Genomic DNA, 15,052 nt, shown 5'->3' on the forward strand with positions numbered 1-15,052 from the left:
CGCCGGGGCGCAGGGCGTGTCGTGCGGGCCGCCCGGCCCGTTACCGGGACGTCTGAACAGGAGACCCGTTACCGGGACGTCTGAACAGGAGAGGGGATTCCTTGGGGAACAGCGGAGGTGCCGCGGCGCATTCCGGCATCGACTTCCAGCAGCGCGTGGCGGCGCTCGCCATGTGCCACATGCTGTGCGACCTCGCCGATCTGAGCCTGCTGGGGCTCGACGGCGCGGGCCGGGTCGAGGAGTTGCGGTTCGAGACGGAGGACGAGATCGACGACCTCGTGCTGGTCGGGCCCGGGGTGCGGTACTTCGTCCAGGCCAAGAACACGATCAGCGTGTCGGCCGCGCCGACCTCGGACTTCGGGTCGGTGCTGGGCCAGTTCGTGCGGCAGTACGTGACGGACAGCCGGCCCGGGGACGTCTATCTGCTGGCGACCTCGACCGAGGCGTCCGCCCGGGTGCGCAGGGAACTGCGCAAGTTGACGGAGGCCGCGCGGCTGAGCCGGTCGAGCAGCGCGGAGCTCCCGCTCAACGGGGCCGAGCGGGACGTCCTGGAGAAGACCGAGGGGCTTGTCCGGGCGCACTACGAGACGGCGACCGGGCGCGCGATCACGGCGGTGGAGCTGCGGGAGATCCTGGCCAGGATCAGGGTCAGCTCGCTGGACGTGCGGGAGGGCGGTTCGCTGGAGTCGGCCGCGCTGCTGATGCTCAGCGTCCGGTCGGCGATCGGACCGCGGCTGCTCTGGGGCGGCCTGATCGCGCTGGCGGTGTCGCTGGCACGGGACAGGCTCGCGATCGATGCCGAGGGTCTGCGGGCGCGGATGGGCAAGTACGTCCGGGACCACCCGGAGCCGCCGGGGCCCGGCGCGAGCGGGCTGCTGAACCGGGAGACGGTGGCCGGGCTGGCGTTCGGCCGGGAGGTGGTGCTCGCGGAGGCCTCCTTCGAGGGGTACGAACTCGTCATCGCGGACTTCCGCAGGTTCGACGAGGCCGGGGCGAAGCGCGTCACCTTCGCGGACGGGCACGTCGAGTGGGCGCCGGGGGAGCGGTGGAGGGTCGTCGGACGGTGGGCCACCTGGGCGGGACTGGAAAGGCACCTCGAAAACCGTGCGGAGGAGTACCGGGACCGGCGGGTGCTCGTGATCCCCGCCACGTTCACGGACGACCCGAGTGACGCACCGGCGGCCCGCGCGCACGCGGAGCACTGCGCGAATCTCGCCGAACGCGTCGAGGACGCCTTCGGCTGCCGGCACTGCGGCGACGCCGTGTCCGAGGCGGGCGCACCGCTGATCGAGGTCGACGAGGAGGGCCGCCCCGAGGACATCGGCCTGGTGCACGAGGAGTGCCTGCGGCCGACGGACCGGGTGCTCGGCGGGGTGGACGGCGAACTCCTCCGGGAGAATCCGCGGTTGCGCAACTTCGACTACGCGGGCTGGATCGCCGCCCTCCAGGGCGGCCAGTGGATGTTCGGCGGGATCGCGAGGGCGCAGCTGCCGGTCGCCCGCATCGCCTGGAAGTCGGAGTACGACGACTTCTCCCGGGGCGGCTGGTGTGTCCGGATCTCGTTGGAGGACGGCGGCGCGAACTACGTCACCGACCGCGGTCGGGTGGCCCGGCGCTCGGAGCGGAGGGCGGCGGAGGGCGCCGAGCGGATGAACGCGGACTTCGCCGCCGCGCGGAGGTCGGGGGATCCTTGGTGCTACACGCCCGACGGCTCCGGATTCGCCCCCTACTCAAGGCTGCTCCGCCAAGGGGAGGAGCCGATCCCGTGCGTCCGGGCCAAGGCGGTGCGGTACACCCGGGCCATCGGGGAGGCCTACTCGGACTGCCGGCGGTACTACGCGCCACTGGCGTACCTGGTGGACGCGGAGACCGGGGACCCCGTGGTCGTGGACGGGGTGATCACACTGCTCACCGATCCGCTGGAGCTGGACTCCTACGTGCGGAACTGGGCGCGCAGCGGCGTCGAGCTGCCCGAGTTCACGGTGGCCGGGATCCTGAGCGACGAGCAGTTCGACCGCTTCGTCCGGCTGGCGATGACGCGGGGCACGAACCTGGTCGTCAACCCGAAGCTGGCCCTGGACGGCTCCCTGGTGAGCGGGTACCTGTTGGACGTCTTCGAGGACCTGACGCGGGGCGCCGCGCCGGTCCTGTAGCGGGGCCGGGTGCCCGGGGCCGGGGCCTCGGGCACCCGGCGGGGTCACCAGCCGAGCAGGTGGGTGCGGCGGGTGAGGGCGGCGAGGATGGACTCGGCGGCGCCGGCGGGGGTGAGGGAGCTGGTGTCCAGGGTGTGCGGGCCGGGGACGGCGCCCGGGGTGGGCTGGAGGACGACGAGGTGGAGGGCGGCGCCGGTGGTGCGGCTCTCGCGGCGGAAGGTGTCGAGGGTGGGCGGGGCGGCCGGGCACTCGACGATGACCTGGTAGCCGCCGGTCGCGTAGGCGAAGGCGGCCTGCGCGGCTGCGGCGAGGGCGGTGGTGTTCTGCCGCTCGGCCTCGGGGAGGTGCGGCGGGAGCTGGCCGCGCCGGATGACCCGCAGGAAGTCGTGCGCACGCAGGTGGACGCTCGGGTGCAGCTCCTCCGCGAGCCGGCTCGCGACCGGGCTCTGGCCGGCCCCGGCCGGGTCGACGAGGACGAGGACGCCGCCGGCGCCCCGGCCGCCCCCGAGCTCCGGCCCACCTACGGTCGTACGGTTCACAGCTGCTGATCCCTTCGCGGGCCGGGGACGGACGGGTAGCCGGGGCGAGGCGGTCGGAGTGCGGACGGGCCGGCCGGCCCGGATACGGACAGCCGACCGCCTCGTCCCTACGACTGGTGCTTTCGGGGATCAACCTAGTCCACGCCGGTGCCCCGAGTCGTCCCCACTCCTGCACCGGGGCGCTCAGCGGTCCTCGACGCGCAGCACGATCGGGTTGGTGAGGGCCGCCATCGGGCCCCAGGGGAGGTCCGGGCCCATCGCGTTGCCCTTGCCGGGCGACCCGTCCGGCTTCGGGTGGCGGACCTCGGCCCGGACGTAGGCGGCGAGCGAGGCCGTCGTGCGCCAGACCACCGTGCCGGAGCCGTCGGCGGGCAGTGACTCCTGGTGCAGCTGGCCCTCGTCGGTGAGGAGGCGGACCGTCCCGCCGGGCACGCCGGAGACGGCGAGCCGGACGTCCAGCGGGGCGTCCGCCGGGACGGCCAGCTCCTCGCCGATGCCGGCCCGGCGGCCGTGCCCGGTGACGGTGAACTCCAGCTGGACGGAGGCGGATTCGGCGAGCCAGCTGCGCCCGTCGCGCAGCCCGTCGAGGATCGCGTCCCGGGTGAGGTCCTCGGCCAGGACGACGTTGTGCGGGGAGCCGATGACCTGCGGGGCGCTGTGCGCGTCGCTGTTGCCCAGGGCGGGCAGCCAGGAACGGCCCTCGCGCAGGGCGACGGCGAGCCGGCCGTCCCAGGTGTCGACCGCGGACTCGTCGTCGTACGTCCAGGGCCCGTTCCACACCTCGACGCCGTCGGCCTGCTCGTAGCCGAACTTCCACTGGCAGGCGACGTACGGGCAGTACGGGTGCGCGGGCACCACCAGGCCGCCGGAGCGGTGGACCTGACGGACGAAGCGCGGGTACTCCTCGTCGCGGGAGCGGTAGCGCCAGTCGACGAACTGGCCCGCTTCGAGGCCGAGGGCCAGCCAGTGGCCGTTGCGGGTGGTGATCTCCTCGCCCGGGATGATCAGCAGGTCGGGGCCGGCCAGCGGGCCCCAGACCGCGTGCGAGGAACTGGTGTTGTGGTCGGTGGAGACGATGAAGTCGAGGCCGGCCGCGCGGGCTCCGGCGGCCACCTCCTCCGGGAGGCGCCGTCCGTCGGAGTGCACGGTGTGCAGGTGGCAGTCGCCCCGGTACCAGGCGCGGCCGCGGCCGCGGGCCCGCTCGGACGGGTAGTGCGGGGTGAACGCCGGCCCGGGGGCGCCGAACCGGAGGGTGACCTGGACGTGGTAGTCCAGCCCCTGCGGCGCGATCTGGTAGGGGCCGAGGGCGAGGTGCCAGGTGCCCGGGTTGATCGGGCCGGGGAGGTAGCCGGGGGTCGCGGTGTCGCGGGCGAGGCTGAACTCGGTACGGAAACCGCCGGACCAGCCGCGGAACCCGGGGCCGCCGAGGTCGGTGCCGCGTTCGTCGAAGATGCCGATGTCGCAGGAGTTGCCGGGGGTGCCGGCCGGGACCGGGGGCTTGTCGTAGCCGTAGCTGACGGCGATCTCGCGGACACCGGCGGGGACTTCGACGGGGAGGTGGACGAAGTCGGGGGAGCCGGTGGGGAGGTGGCCGGTGAGGGTGAGGGTCCGCTCGGTGCCGGGGGTGCCGGGTGCGCCGGGTGCGTCGGGTGCGGAGGCGGCGGCGGGGGTGGTCGCGGCCAGGCCGAGGGCGGCGGCGGCTCCGGTGGTGAGGCCGGTGCGGAGGAGGTCGCGACGGGCGGGGCGTGGGGTGTCGTGGTCGGCGGGCATCGGGTCCTCCGGGGCAGGGCGGGCGGGGTCCGTTCGGCTCCTTACCCGTGGCGGTGAATCAGGGGTGAGCCGGGGCCCACGGGCGGGGGGCGGCTCGGTGAAGGGGGTCGCCGTCGGCCGGGTCGGCGAGTTGCGGGCGGTGACGAATAGTCCGTTCATGTTCATAGCGAGCGGATCGGATCATCGCGGAGGAGACGGGTGTGGCACTGAGTCGGCGGGCGCTGCTGGCGGCGGTGGCCGGGAGCACGCTGGCGGGGTGCGGGCCCTCGGCGGGTGGCCGGGCGGCGGCCCCGGCGGCCTCGGTGGCTTCCGCTTCGGTTTCCGAGGCCTCCGAGGCCTCCGAGGCCTCGGCGATATCGGCGGCGACGCCGTCGGAGCCCCCGACGCCCGCCCCGACCACCCCGACCACCCCGACCGCTGCGCCCGGGCGCCCGGAGCCGACCCGGGCCGAGCTGGTCGCCCGGTACGGCGGCGCCGAGCCGAAGCAGTGGGGGATGGAGGTCACCGGGGTGATCACCGAGCTGCCCGCCGGCGAGATCGCGATGGCGCTCACCTTCGACGCCTGTGGCGGCCCCGGCGGGAACGGGTACGACGCCGACCTGATCGACTTCCTGCGGAAACGTTCCGTCCCCGCCACGCTCTTCCTGAACGCCCGCTGGATCGACGCCAACCCGGACGTGTTCGAGCAGCTCGCCGCCGACCCGCTCTTCGAGATCGGCAACCACGGCACCGTCCACCGCCCGCTCTCGGTCACCGGCCGCTCCGCCTACGGCATCGCCGGCACCGGTGGCGTCGGCGAGGTGTACGACGAGGTCGCGGGCAACGCGCACAAGCTCGCCGGGCTGCTCGGCCGCCCGGTGCGCTTCTTCCGCTCCGGCACCGCGCACTACGACGACGTCGCCGCCCGGGTGGTCGCCGACCTGGGGGAACGCGCCGCGGGCTTCACCGTGAACGGCGACGGCGGGGCGACGCTCAGCGCCGTCGAGGTGCGGCAGGAGATCGCGGCGGCCCCGCCCGGGGCGATCGTGATCTGCCACATGAACCACCCGGGCGGCGGTACCGCCCCCGGGGTGGTGGCGGCGGTGCCGGGGCTGCTGGCGGCGGGGCGGCGCTTCGTCCGGCTGTCGGACGTGATGCGGTGAGGCGCGGGCGTGCCGCGCTGCGGCGACGTGCGCGGACCGCGTTGCGGCGTTAGGCCAGTCGGAGGCCTCCCGGGTGCTCCTCCTCGATGATCCGGACCAGCCAGTCGAACACCGTCGGCCCCTTGCCGGCCCTGGCGGCGGCGAGGTCGGCGCGGACGTGCTCGCGGTTGGCGGGGTGGCAGTGGGCCAGCCGCAGTTCCAGCTGGCGGACCGTCTCGGGGTAGCCGAGGTTGCGCCGGGAGACCGCGTGGTCGCGCCACTCGATCAGGTAGTCGCCGTCCTCGGGGGTGCCGTAGCCGCCGCGCAGGCAGTCGGCGAAGGCGTCGAGGTTCCGGCCGAAGTAGCCGTCGCTGCCGATGGTCTCACCGACCACGTCCCAGAAGTCGTCCAGCGTGTGGATCCGGGTGCCAGCTATCACATAGGTCACGGTCACGGGGTCGAGGATATGCCGAGTGCGGTCGTCGGTGCGCCGGACTACCGGGCGACCGCGATGGCGGTGGCGAGCAGGCCGTCACCGACGGCCCAGCGGCCCTCGAAGCCTTCGATGCGGCGGCCGTTGACGTTCGGGCCGGGGACCAGCAGCCGGGCGGTGAAGGAGCCGTCGGGGGAGAGGACCAGGTCGGCCTCGCTGAAGTCCAGGAACTGCTCGGTGAGCGGGAACCACGCCTTGTACACGGATTCCTTGGCGCTGAACAGGATGCGGTCCCACGGGGTGCCGGGGTGTTCGGCGAGCAGTTCGACGATCCGCTTCCCCTCCTCGGGCAGCGCGATGACGTCCAGGACGTCGTCCGGGAGCGGCAGGGCGGGCTCGGCGTCGATGCCGACCGAGGCGAGGTCGCCGGAGTGGGCGACGGCCGCCGCTCGGAAGCCCTCGCAGTGGGTGAGGCTGCCGACGACGCCGTCGGGCCAGCTCGGGGCGCCGCGCAGGCCGGGGACCAGCGGGCGGTAGGGGATGCCGAGGCGGGTGAGGGCGGTGCGGGCGCAGTGGCGGACGGTGGTGAACTCTCGGCGGCGCTTGGCCACCGCCTGGACGACGGCGGCCTCCTCGGCCGGTTCCAGCCGGGCCTCCGGCGGGTCGTCGTAGGACACCTCGGTCACGACGGCGTCCGGCAGCAGGTCCCCGATCACACGCTCCCCCTCGGTCGGTGCGCGGACGGCCGCCGCGCGGATCGAGCCTAACCCGGGTGGGGGTGGTCCCGGCGGGCCTTCCGGGGAAGATCCACCGGGACCGCCCGGAGCATCGGGAGCACCGGGACCACTGAGGCCAACTCGCGGTACTGCTCGGCGCCGTCCAGCGACCGCAGCGGTCGGCCGAGGCCAGGCCCCAGCTGCGCGGGTAGCGCACCAGGCTCTGCGGGCCGCCGATGAGCGCGATCTCGCGCTCGACGTCCGGGTTCCAGTCGTCGGGCAGGTTCGGGTGGTGGAGGAAGCGGCTGAAGTAGCTGCGGGTGCCCTCGGGGAAGTGGCCGGCGGCGAGTTGGCGGGCGAAGCGGCTGCGGCGCAGTTCGTCCCAGCCGCCGTCGTGGCGGCCCCGGTGACGGGCAGGGGGAAGAGGCCGGTCAGGCCTTCCAGGACGCCGTAGTACTGGTCGAAGGCCTGCTGCAGCGGTCAGTTGGCGCGGTCGTCGGCGGCGCAGGGGGCGCGGCGGCGGGGGTCGGCCGGCGGGTCGGTGGGCGGGTCGACGGGCCGGTCGGTGTGCGGGGTGGTCTGCGGGGGGCTTTCGAGGGCTTTTGGGGAGGGGGCTAGCGGTGCCGGGCAGGCGTCGCGGCGAGGGCCCGGACGGGCCGGGCGTACAGCTCGCCGAGCACCGGGGCGCCGGCGGCGACGGCTAGCGCGTCGGGGCCCCGCTGCTGGGCGATCAGCAGGTCGGCGTCCCGGTGCAGGTGTGAGCGGAGGGTGAACTCGGCCCGTACGACGTCGAGATAGGCGGGGTCGAGGACGGCGAAGGTCTCGGTGAGCACCAGCAGATCGGGGTTGACCACGTCCGCGAGCAGGGCGAGGGCGCGGCCGATGGTCCGGGCCCGCTCGCGGACCAGCCGGTCCGCCCGGGGGTCGCCCTGCTGGACGGCGGCGATCAGCTGGGCGCGGTCCGGCTTGGCGGTGATCCCCTCGGCGGCAGCCGCTTCGAACAGGGTGGTGTCGGAGGCTGCGACCGAGAGACAGCCCCGGCGGCCGCAGTGACAGAGTGCGGCGTCGTCCGCGTCTTCGTCCGCTCTCTCGTCCGCTTGTCCGTCCGCGAGCCGGTCCGCGATCGGCAGGTGGCCGAGGTCGCCGGTGGCCGAGGGTGGGCCCTGATGGACCGTGCCCGCGACCGCCAGCGCCGCGTCCACCACATGGCCGACGAACAGCTGCACCATGCTCCGCCGGGCGGCCGGGTGGCCGAACAGGATCTCCGCCTGGGTGAGCGCCCGGGCGTGGTTGTCCACCTGGACGGGCAGGCCGGTGGCGTCCTCCAGCAGCTCCCGCAGCGGCATGTCCCGCCAGCCCAACAGTCCGTGACGGAGCATCAGCCCGCGCTCCGGGTCGACGGCGCCGCCGGTGACGGCGCCCAGGCCGACCACCGTCCGGCCGCCGCGCAGGGCGGCGATCAGCCGGGGCAGTCGCTCCAACAGCGGCTTCAGCACGGCGAATCCGGTCCGGCCCCGGTTGGAGATCTCCTGCCGGTACAGCACCTGCCCGCGCAGGTCGAGCAGTGTGAAGGTGGTGTACGGGACGCCGATGTGCAGTCCTGCCACGGCCAGCCGGTCGGTGTCCACGTCCACCGGCAGCTGCGGGCGGCCCAGCGCCCCGGTGCCGCGCCCGACCGCCAACTCCGGGCGCTCGCACAGCAGTCCGAGCCGCACAAGGTCCACCACCTGCCGGGAGACCGCCGACGCGCTCAGCCCGGTCAGAGCGGCGACCCTGCTGCGGGCGATCGGCCCGTGGTCGAGCACCGTGCGCAGCACGGCGGAGGCGTTGGCGTCCCGGCGGTCGTCCCCGGTGCGGACGGGCGGCCGGGCGAGGGCGGTGGTCATGGTGGCGGTACCCGGGTCCTCTGGATCGGTTGACGGCCGGGTCCTCCCCGGTCGGGTCGGTCGTATCGCGTTCCTCCGGTCGGGACGATCGGCGGTAACGCGTGCCCCGGCCGGGTCAGTTGGCCGTTTCGAGCTCCTCGGCGGGCACCAGGCCGGCCACCCGCGGCGGGTCGGCCGGCTCCAGCAGACGGCTCGGAGCGCCGTCCACGCCGAGCGGCAGGTCGCCGTCCAGGGTGATCCGGCGGACCAGGCGCGGCTCGTCGCCGTAGTCGTTGACCGCGTAGTGCTGGGTGGCCCGGTTGTCCCAGATCGCGACGTCGCCGATCTGCCAGTCCCAGCGGACGGTGTTCTCCAGCCGCTCGACGTAGCGCTGGAACAGGTCGATCAGCGCCCGGCTGTCGGCGCCCGACACGCCCTGGATGCGCTGCGCGAACGCGCCCAGGAGCAGCGACTTCTCCCCGGTGACCGGGTGCACCCGGACGACGGGGTGTTCGGTCTTGAAGGCGGTGGAGACGAAGACGTCGCGGAACAGCCGGGCGATCTCGGCGTTGTCCGCCAGCTCCGGGCGCAGGGCCAGCCGGGCGGCGTAGTCGTAGTCGTTGGTGTGGACGGCCCGCAGGCTCTCGGCCAGGGCTTTCAGCGGTGCGGGCAGGTCCTGGTAGGCGGCCGCGGTGTTGGCCCAGACCGTGCTGCCACCGGCCGGGGGCAGCTCCAGCGAGCGCAGGATCGAGGCCTTGGGGTAGGACGGCACGAAGGTGACGTCGGTGTGCCAGTTGTTGGCCCGCACGCCCTTGGTCGCGTCCAGCTCGAAGATGTAGCGGCCGTCCGCGCTGGGGACGGTCGGGTGGCCGACCGGCTGTCCCAACAGGCGGGCGAACGCCTCGTGTCCGGCGTCGTCCAGGTGCTGCTGGCCGCGGAAGAACAGCACCTTGTGCTGGTGGAGGGCGGCCTCGACGGCGGCCACGGTCTCGGCCGTCAGGTCGCCGCCGAGGCGGACGTCGTGCACGATCGCGCCGATCCGGCCGGCGGCGGGGGTGAGGCGGAGTTCGGTCAGGGCGGTGGTCATGACGGTTCCCCTTCACGGGAAGATGGTGACGGTGAGTGACGCATGGCGGCACCGAGCCGCTCCGCGTACCGGTCGCCGGGCAGGGCAGGGCAGGGCAGGGCTGAGCGGCGAGGCGGGGCAAGGCCGAGCGGCGGGGCAGGGCGTGCGGGAGGGAGGCCGGTCCGGCGGGACGGACGGTCAGAGGGCGAGCGCACCGCGACAACAGCGGCGCGGGCAGCAGGCGGTGGCCGGGCGCGGGGCGCGGCGGACAGCGGTGTGCATCGGCCCTCCTTCCGGCTCGCCGCGAGTGGGCTCGGCGCTCATCGTGCTGAAGGGCGGGGCTCGCTGTCAATCGTCAACTTGGCTTCTGGGAACGGGTGTTGCCGCCGCGTTGCGGTGTGTTGCGGCGGATGTCGCGGGGGTGGCGGGTGTGCTGCGGCCGGGAGTTCGACCTTGTGACGGGCTCGCGGCGGTTACTAACTTGCGGAGCGGAAGTAAGTTCGGAGCGGGCCGAGGGCGCGCCCTCGGGCCCTGGCGAAGGGGAGGTCGGCGCCCGTGCTGGAACTGCTGCACGCCCGCGCGTCGGCGCGGACCACGTGACGGGTGGCGCGACTGTCCGGTGGTGACGGAGCGTACGGACTGGGCGAGTGCTCCGAGGCCGGCCCGGGCGCGAGCGGGCCAGGGCGGGCCAGGGCGGCGGTCGCTCCCGGCTTCGTCCCGGTGGAGCGCAACCGGCGCGTGTGGACGGATCCGCAGCCGAGCGCCGCGATGCTACGGTCGTCCCCACTGGGGCGGTTCGGCAGTGCGGCCGAGGTCGCGCGGGTGGTCGGCTTCCTGGCGGGCGAGGAATCCTCGATCGTCAGTGGTGTCCGCCTCGCCGTGGACGGAGGAACGACCGCGATGCTGCCCGAAGCCCCGCTGCGCTGACACCTTGTTCGAGGAGGGCCCCGCTGTGCGTGCCGAACCGGTCGCCGACACACCGTACCTGGAGCTGGGCGAGGGCCCGCTGTGGGACCAGTCCGCGCAGCTGCTGCGCTGGATCGGCATCCCCGACCGGCGGGTGCTCACCCTGGACCCGGCCTCGGGCGCGATCGGCTCGGTCGAACTCGACGCCACCCCCGGCACCTTGATGCCGTACGGCGACGGCGGGCTGATGCTCGCCACCGAGCGCGGCTTCGAACGGTTCGATCCGGCCACTGGCCGCACCACGCTGGTCGCCGCCGTCGAGGCCGACCGCCCGGACCGCCGGATGAATGACGGCAAGACCGACCCGTACGGCCGACCGGTCGCCGGCTCGATGGGGCGGGGGGAGCCGCGCGAGCCCGGATCGCTGTACCGGCTGGAGCGCGACGGCGGTGTCCGGGCGATCCTCGGCGGGCTCGACATCCCCAACGGCCTCGCCTGGCCGGAGCCCGACCGGCTCTGGCACATCGACACCACCACGCGCCGCATCGCCCTCTACCCCTACCCCGAGCACGGCCCCCTCGGTGAGCGGATCCGCACGCTCGACGTCTCCCACCTGCCGGGTCACCCGGACGGCATGACGCTCGACGCCGACGGCAACCTGTGGGTGGCGTTCTGGGACGGCTGGGCGGTGCACTGCCTCTCGCCCGAGGGTGAGGTGCTGGCGTCGGTCGAGCTGCCGGTGCCGCGCGTCACCAGTTGCGCCTTTGGCGGGCCGGACGGGCGGACGCTCTACATCACGTCCGCCCGGTCCGACCAACACGCGCTGTCCGGCGGCCTGTTCAGCGTCCGGGTGTGAGGGGTCCGGGTGCGAGGGGTCCGGGTCTGGCGGCGCCGGGTTCGAGGGGGCGCGACCCTACTGCCCGAGCAGGCGGGCGAAGTCCAGCCCGAGGCTGCCGAGCACCGGCAGCGCGCCGAGATCGGTGACGGCGCCGACGGGGATGCTGTAGCCCTGGTTCACCGCGCGGGGCGCGGGCGCGCCGTTGGCGGACACGGCGTTGGCGGGTGCGGCGGCGGCCGGGATCAGGGCGGCGCCGAGGAGCAGGGCTGCGAGTGCGGTGCGCATGGGGCGGGGCCTCCGGGGGTGGGCGTGGTGACCTGTCAACACCCTGCGGCGCGGTGCGGTCACGTATCTTCGCCCCTTCGGCCGTATTGGTAAAGATTCCTGCCTTGTGTTCATGTCAACATGGCGGCGGTCTGGACCATACCGCCGTCGGGCGCATACGTTCTCTTCACTCGGACGGGCATCGGGCGATCTCGCTGAACCCCCTTGCGGCTTCGGCGACTTCTACCTGTCATGCCCATGGCTAGAGAACCGGAGGGAACCATGCGCGCCATCAGCAAGAACCTCAGGATCCTCGCGGGCGCCCCGCTCGCGGCCGCCGCCCTCATCGCCCTCACCGCCGGCACCGCCAGCGCGGCGATACCGATCAACACGCCCATGGCCGGCAAGGCCACCTACTACAACGACGCCGGCTACGGCGCCTGCGGCACCCAGATCAACGCCTCCAACCAGATGCTCGTCGCGGTCTCCCACACCTGGTGGACCAGCGCCAACCCCAACAACGACCCCCTGTGTCAAGGAATTTCGGTCAAGGTCAGCTACCAGGGCAAGACCGTCACCGTCCCCGTCCGGGACAAGTGCCCCTCCTGTGACGCCGGCCACCTCGACCTCAGCCAGCCCGCGTTCGCCCAGCTGGCCCCGCTCGGCCAGGGCGTCATCAACGGCCTCACCTGGCAGTTCGTCAAGGCCGGCCTGAACGGCAGGACCGTCGAACTCTCCGAGCCCGTCACCGGCTCCACCATCGGCTGAGACTGCGGATGAGCGGCCGTGCCCGCCCCGTGACACGTGGGCGGGCACGGCCGTCGCCCGGGGTCCGCTTCCGGGCCTGGGTGTTTCAGCGTTTCAGCGCCTCAGCGGCAGAGCGCGGCGTCCACGGCGTCGGCGACGCGCTGCTTGACGTCGGCGGAGGGCAGGGTGGTGACGGCGATGTCGGCGGCGCGACCGTCCTCGGTGACACCACCGCGCGTCACGTAGCCCGGGAGCGTGCCGCCGTGGCCCCAGTACACACCGCCGCAGGACAGCGGGCGGCTGGCGAGGCCCAGCCCGTAGCGGCCGCCGGGGCCCATGTACTCGGCGGGGACGGTGACCTGCATCTGGGCGAGCTGGGCCGGGGCCAGCAGCTCGCCGCCGAGCAGGGCGCGGAAGAAGCGGTTGAGGTCGCTGTTCGTGGACACCAGGGCGCCGGCCGTCCAGGCCCAGGACATGTCCTGCTCGGTGACGTCCAGCGGTTGGTCGCCGGGCTCCTCGGTGAAGTAGCCGTGCGGGTGGTGCTCGTGCACCGTCATGTCGCCCTGGGCGGGGAAGTACGTGTGGCGCAGGCCGATGCGGTCGATGACCCGCCGGGTGATCTCCTCGCCGGCGGGCCGCCCGGTGACCTTCTGGATGATCAGACCGGCGATCAGGTAGCCCGTGTTGCAGTACTTCCAGCCCTTGCCGGGCTCGAAGTCGGGTTTCTGGGCGAGCGCGAGGTCGAGCAGGTCGCGGGGCTCGTGGTACTGGGAGAGGCTCTGGTCGGGCAGGAAGTGGGTGTAGTCGGGCAGGCCGCTGGTGTGCTGGAGGATCTGGCGGACGGTGATCTTCCGCCCGTCGATGCGGCTGCCGTCGGCGCCGGTGCCGCGGACGAGGCCCGGCAGGTAGGTGTCGAGGGAGGCCTCCAGATCGACCTTGCCCTCGGCGACGAGTTGCAGGACGACGACGGCCGTGAAGGACTTGGTGTTGCTGCCCGCCCGGACCTGCCCGTCCACGGGCACCGCCGTGCCAGTGGCGAGATCGCCCACCCCGGCCGTGTAGGTGCGGGTGTGCCCGTTCCGGTCCCGCACGGTGGCCAGCGCGCCGGGCACACCGTCCTGCCGGACCAGCGCGTCGAGCCGCTGTTGGACGAGGTCGGCTCGGGGGCCCGCCGCCTGGGCTGCCGGCGCGGCGGCCACGCCGAACAGCAGGGCGCCCGCGGCGACGGCCGCCGCGCTGAGCCGGAGTGGTCGAATCCTGTACGGGGTGGACGGGTTCACGGAGCGTCTCCTCTCGTCGGGCCGGCGCGCCCGGGACCACCAGGGCACCACGCGGCACCGGCGACGGTCGTCCGCGCGCAGGAGGAGCGGGGGCCGAAGCCGTGGTCCTGACGGTCTACGACCTGCGGGGTATGAACGGCGATCCGGCCGGCGCTGTGTGATGGTGTCCGCCCCTGCGCGCCGCAGGGGCGGACACCTGGGGCTTACCTAAACCAGTCGCTCGATCGCCTCGAAGATGTCGGCGTCGGTCTCCTGCTGCCACTTGGGCAGGTCGTTCCAATCCGCGACGTAGCCGGGCTTGGGGCTCTCGATGTGCTTGTGGATCTGGGCGATCCAGCAGAGCGAGACGAAGCGCCCCTTCTGCTCGCGGGAGAGCTTGACGGTCGTCCCGCCGCTCACGGCCACGAAGTCCCGAACCTGCCCGAACACGGCTGCGGCGCAGGGTCGTTCCCAGTCGGGGGTCTCCTCCCAGGAGGCGATGCAGCCGGGCTTCGGCTCTCCGGGGAAGTGCCGCTTCACTCCGGCGATCCACGCCTCCCGGAAGATCCTGCCGTCCTCGGTCATGAGCTGTTCCTTTCCTCATGCGGCGCGCTGGAGCGCCGTAATGTGGTCGTGCAACTCCGCGATCCGGTTGTCGTTGCCGGTACTGATGGCTGCGGGGGAGGACGAGGAGTGCCACCGGCGGCTGCGTTGGTGCACAAGCTGACGAAGGGGCGTCGGGGAGCCGTGGTCGAGCCGTGCGGGAAGGTCGTGCATGCGGACCTGGTAGTGGGGCGGCCGTGAGGGGTGAGAGTGGGATCGCCGACCCGGTGCGGGTGTGGCTAGCGTGTGGGGTCTCCGTGGCCGGGGTGATGATGCTGATCGCGCTCTGGGGGACGGTGATGTGCCAGTGACAGGAACAGCGGGGAGACGAAATTGATGCTCTACGTCGTGGTGTGTGCGGCCGGAGTCGCGGGTGGGGTGGGGGAGTTGGTATCCGCCGCGCAGGGGCGGGGGTGGGAGGTGGGCGTGGTGGCGACTCCGCGGGCGATGGGGTTCATCGACGAGGAGGAGCTGGTGGCGCGGACGGGGTATCCGATCCGTTCGGCCTGGCGGAAGCCGGGGGATCCGCGGCCGTTGCCGGATCCGGATGCGGTCGTGGTCGCCCCGGCGACGTTCAACACGATCAACAAGTGGGCGGCGGGGATCTCGGACACCCTGGCGCTCGGCATCCTCTGCGAGTCGTACGGGTGGGGCGTCCCGGTGGCGGTGCAGCCCTGTCTGAGCGCGGCGCAGGCGGCGCATCCGGCGTACGGGGAGAGCCTGGCCAGGCTGCGGAGCATGGGTGTGCGGATCGCGGAGTTCACACCGGGGG

Annotated in this window: 14 protein-coding genes and 2 pseudogenes; 6 read left to right on the plus strand and 10 right to left on the minus strand. The window is 73.5% G+C overall.

Going from position 1 to position 15,052, the window contains the following annotated elements; translation table 11 throughout:
• Nucleotides 1-101: 101 nt before the first annotated feature.
• Nucleotides 102-2,153 carry a hypothetical protein gene (locus AB0O82_RS09340; RefSeq protein ID WP_363581768.1) on the plus strand — a complete coding sequence of 684 codons (2,052 nt, stop codon included), beginning with the start codon at nt 102-104 and terminating at the stop codon, nt 2,151-2,153.
• Between the two features lie 44 nt (nt 2,154-2,197).
• Here AB0O82_RS09340 and AB0O82_RS09345 read toward each other — a convergent pair whose 3' ends face one another.
• The gene (locus AB0O82_RS09345; protein WP_350883659.1) at nt 2,198-2,692 is read right to left on the minus strand and encodes a hypothetical protein; all 495 of its coding nucleotides are present in this window, start codon (nt 2,690-2,692) and stop codon (nt 2,198-2,200) included.
• 183 nt (nt 2,693-2,875) lie between these two features.
• Nucleotides 2,876-4,462 carry a CehA/McbA family metallohydrolase gene (locus AB0O82_RS09350; protein WP_363581770.1) on the minus strand — a complete coding sequence of 529 codons (1,587 nt, stop codon included), beginning with the start codon at nt 4,460-4,462 and terminating at the stop codon, nt 2,876-2,878.
• 200 nt (nt 4,463-4,662) lie between these two features.
• Between AB0O82_RS09350 and AB0O82_RS09355 the strand changes: the two genes are divergently transcribed.
• Nucleotides 4,663-5,604, plus strand: coding sequence for a polysaccharide deacetylase family protein (locus AB0O82_RS09355; protein ID WP_363581772.1), 942 nt, complete (start codon nt 4,663-4,665; stop codon nt 5,602-5,604).
• 49 nt (nt 5,605-5,653) lie between these two features.
• Here the strand turns inward: AB0O82_RS09355 and AB0O82_RS09360 are convergent, their stop codons facing one another.
• The 5 genes and pseudogenes from AB0O82_RS09360 to AB0O82_RS09380 all read right to left on the minus strand — a co-directional run bounded on the left by AB0O82_RS09360 (nt 5,654) and on the right by AB0O82_RS09380 (nt 9,684).
• Nucleotides 5,654-6,037, minus strand: coding sequence for a barstar family protein (locus AB0O82_RS09360; RefSeq protein WP_063346419.1), 384 nt, complete (start codon nt 6,035-6,037; stop codon nt 5,654-5,656).
• Between the two features lie 41 nt (nt 6,038-6,078).
• A complete protein-coding gene (locus AB0O82_RS09365; protein WP_363581774.1) occupies nt 6,079-6,732 on the minus strand; it encodes a 4'-phosphopantetheinyl transferase superfamily protein in 654 nt (217 codons plus the stop codon).
• 184 nt (nt 6,733-6,916) lie between these two features.
• Nucleotides 6,917-7,236, minus strand: a pseudogene (locus tag AB0O82_RS09370) (hypothetical protein); the annotation flags it as partial.
• Nucleotides 7,237-7,346: 110 nt separating this feature from the next.
• Entirely contained in the window at nt 7,347-8,618 is a 1,272-nt protein-coding gene (locus tag AB0O82_RS09375; RefSeq protein WP_363581776.1) for an ROK family transcriptional regulator, read from the minus strand.
• Between the two features lie 115 nt (nt 8,619-8,733).
• The gene (locus tag AB0O82_RS09380) at nt 8,734-9,684 is read right to left on the minus strand and encodes a TauD/TfdA family dioxygenase (protein ID WP_363581778.1); all 951 of its coding nucleotides are present in this window, start codon (nt 9,682-9,684) and stop codon (nt 8,734-8,736) included.
• Nucleotides 9,685-10,266: 582 nt separating this feature from the next.
• On the opposite strand from AB0O82_RS09380, the gene AB0O82_RS09385 reads away from it, so the two are divergent.
• Both AB0O82_RS09385 and AB0O82_RS09390 read left to right on the plus strand, forming a co-directional pair.
• A complete protein-coding gene (locus AB0O82_RS09385; RefSeq protein ID WP_363581780.1) occupies nt 10,267-10,590 on the plus strand; it encodes an SDR family oxidoreductase in 324 nt (107 codons plus the stop codon).
• Between the two features lie 25 nt (nt 10,591-10,615).
• Nucleotides 10,616-11,425, plus strand: a complete 810-nt coding sequence (locus tag AB0O82_RS09390; RefSeq protein WP_363581782.1) for an SMP-30/gluconolactonase/LRE family protein — start codon at nt 10,616-10,618, stop codon at nt 11,423-11,425.
• A gap of 57 nt (nt 11,426-11,482) precedes the next feature.
• Here the strand turns inward: AB0O82_RS09390 and AB0O82_RS09395 are convergent, their stop codons facing one another.
• On the minus strand, nt 11,483-11,692 hold the full coding sequence (locus AB0O82_RS09395) for a hypothetical protein (RefSeq protein WP_363581784.1): 210 nt from the start codon (nt 11,690-11,692) through the stop codon (nt 11,483-11,485).
• Between the two features lie 261 nt (nt 11,693-11,953).
• Here AB0O82_RS09395 and AB0O82_RS09400 point away from each other — a divergent pair, with 261 nt between their 5' ends.
• Nucleotides 11,954-12,439 (plus strand): cysteine/serine endopeptidase inhibitor, encoded by a 486-nt coding sequence (locus AB0O82_RS09400; RefSeq protein WP_363581786.1) that lies wholly within the window; start codon nt 11,954-11,956, stop codon nt 12,437-12,439.
• 101 nt (nt 12,440-12,540) lie between these two features.
• Here AB0O82_RS09400 and AB0O82_RS09405 read toward each other — a convergent pair whose 3' ends face one another.
• Together AB0O82_RS09405 and AB0O82_RS09410 are read right to left on the minus strand one after the other, a co-directional pair.
• On the minus strand, nt 12,541-13,698 hold the full coding sequence (locus tag AB0O82_RS09405; protein ID WP_363581788.1) for a serine hydrolase domain-containing protein: 1,158 nt from the start codon (nt 13,696-13,698) through the stop codon (nt 12,541-12,543).
• Between the two features lie 207 nt (nt 13,699-13,905).
• Nucleotides 13,906-14,262, minus strand: coding sequence for a hypothetical protein (locus tag AB0O82_RS09410; RefSeq protein WP_363581790.1), 357 nt, complete (start codon nt 14,260-14,262; stop codon nt 13,906-13,908).
• A gap of 354 nt (nt 14,263-14,616) precedes the next feature.
• Here AB0O82_RS09410 and AB0O82_RS09415 point away from each other — a divergent pair.
• Nucleotides 14,617-15,033: pseudogene (locus tag AB0O82_RS09415) on the plus strand (flavoprotein); the annotation flags it as partial.
• Nucleotides 15,034-15,052 lie beyond the last annotated feature (19 nt).

The organism is Kitasatospora sp. NPDC088264 (genome assembly GCF_040685715.1).
Classification (GTDB): Bacteria; Actinomycetota; Actinomycetes; order Streptomycetales; family Streptomycetaceae; genus Kitasatospora.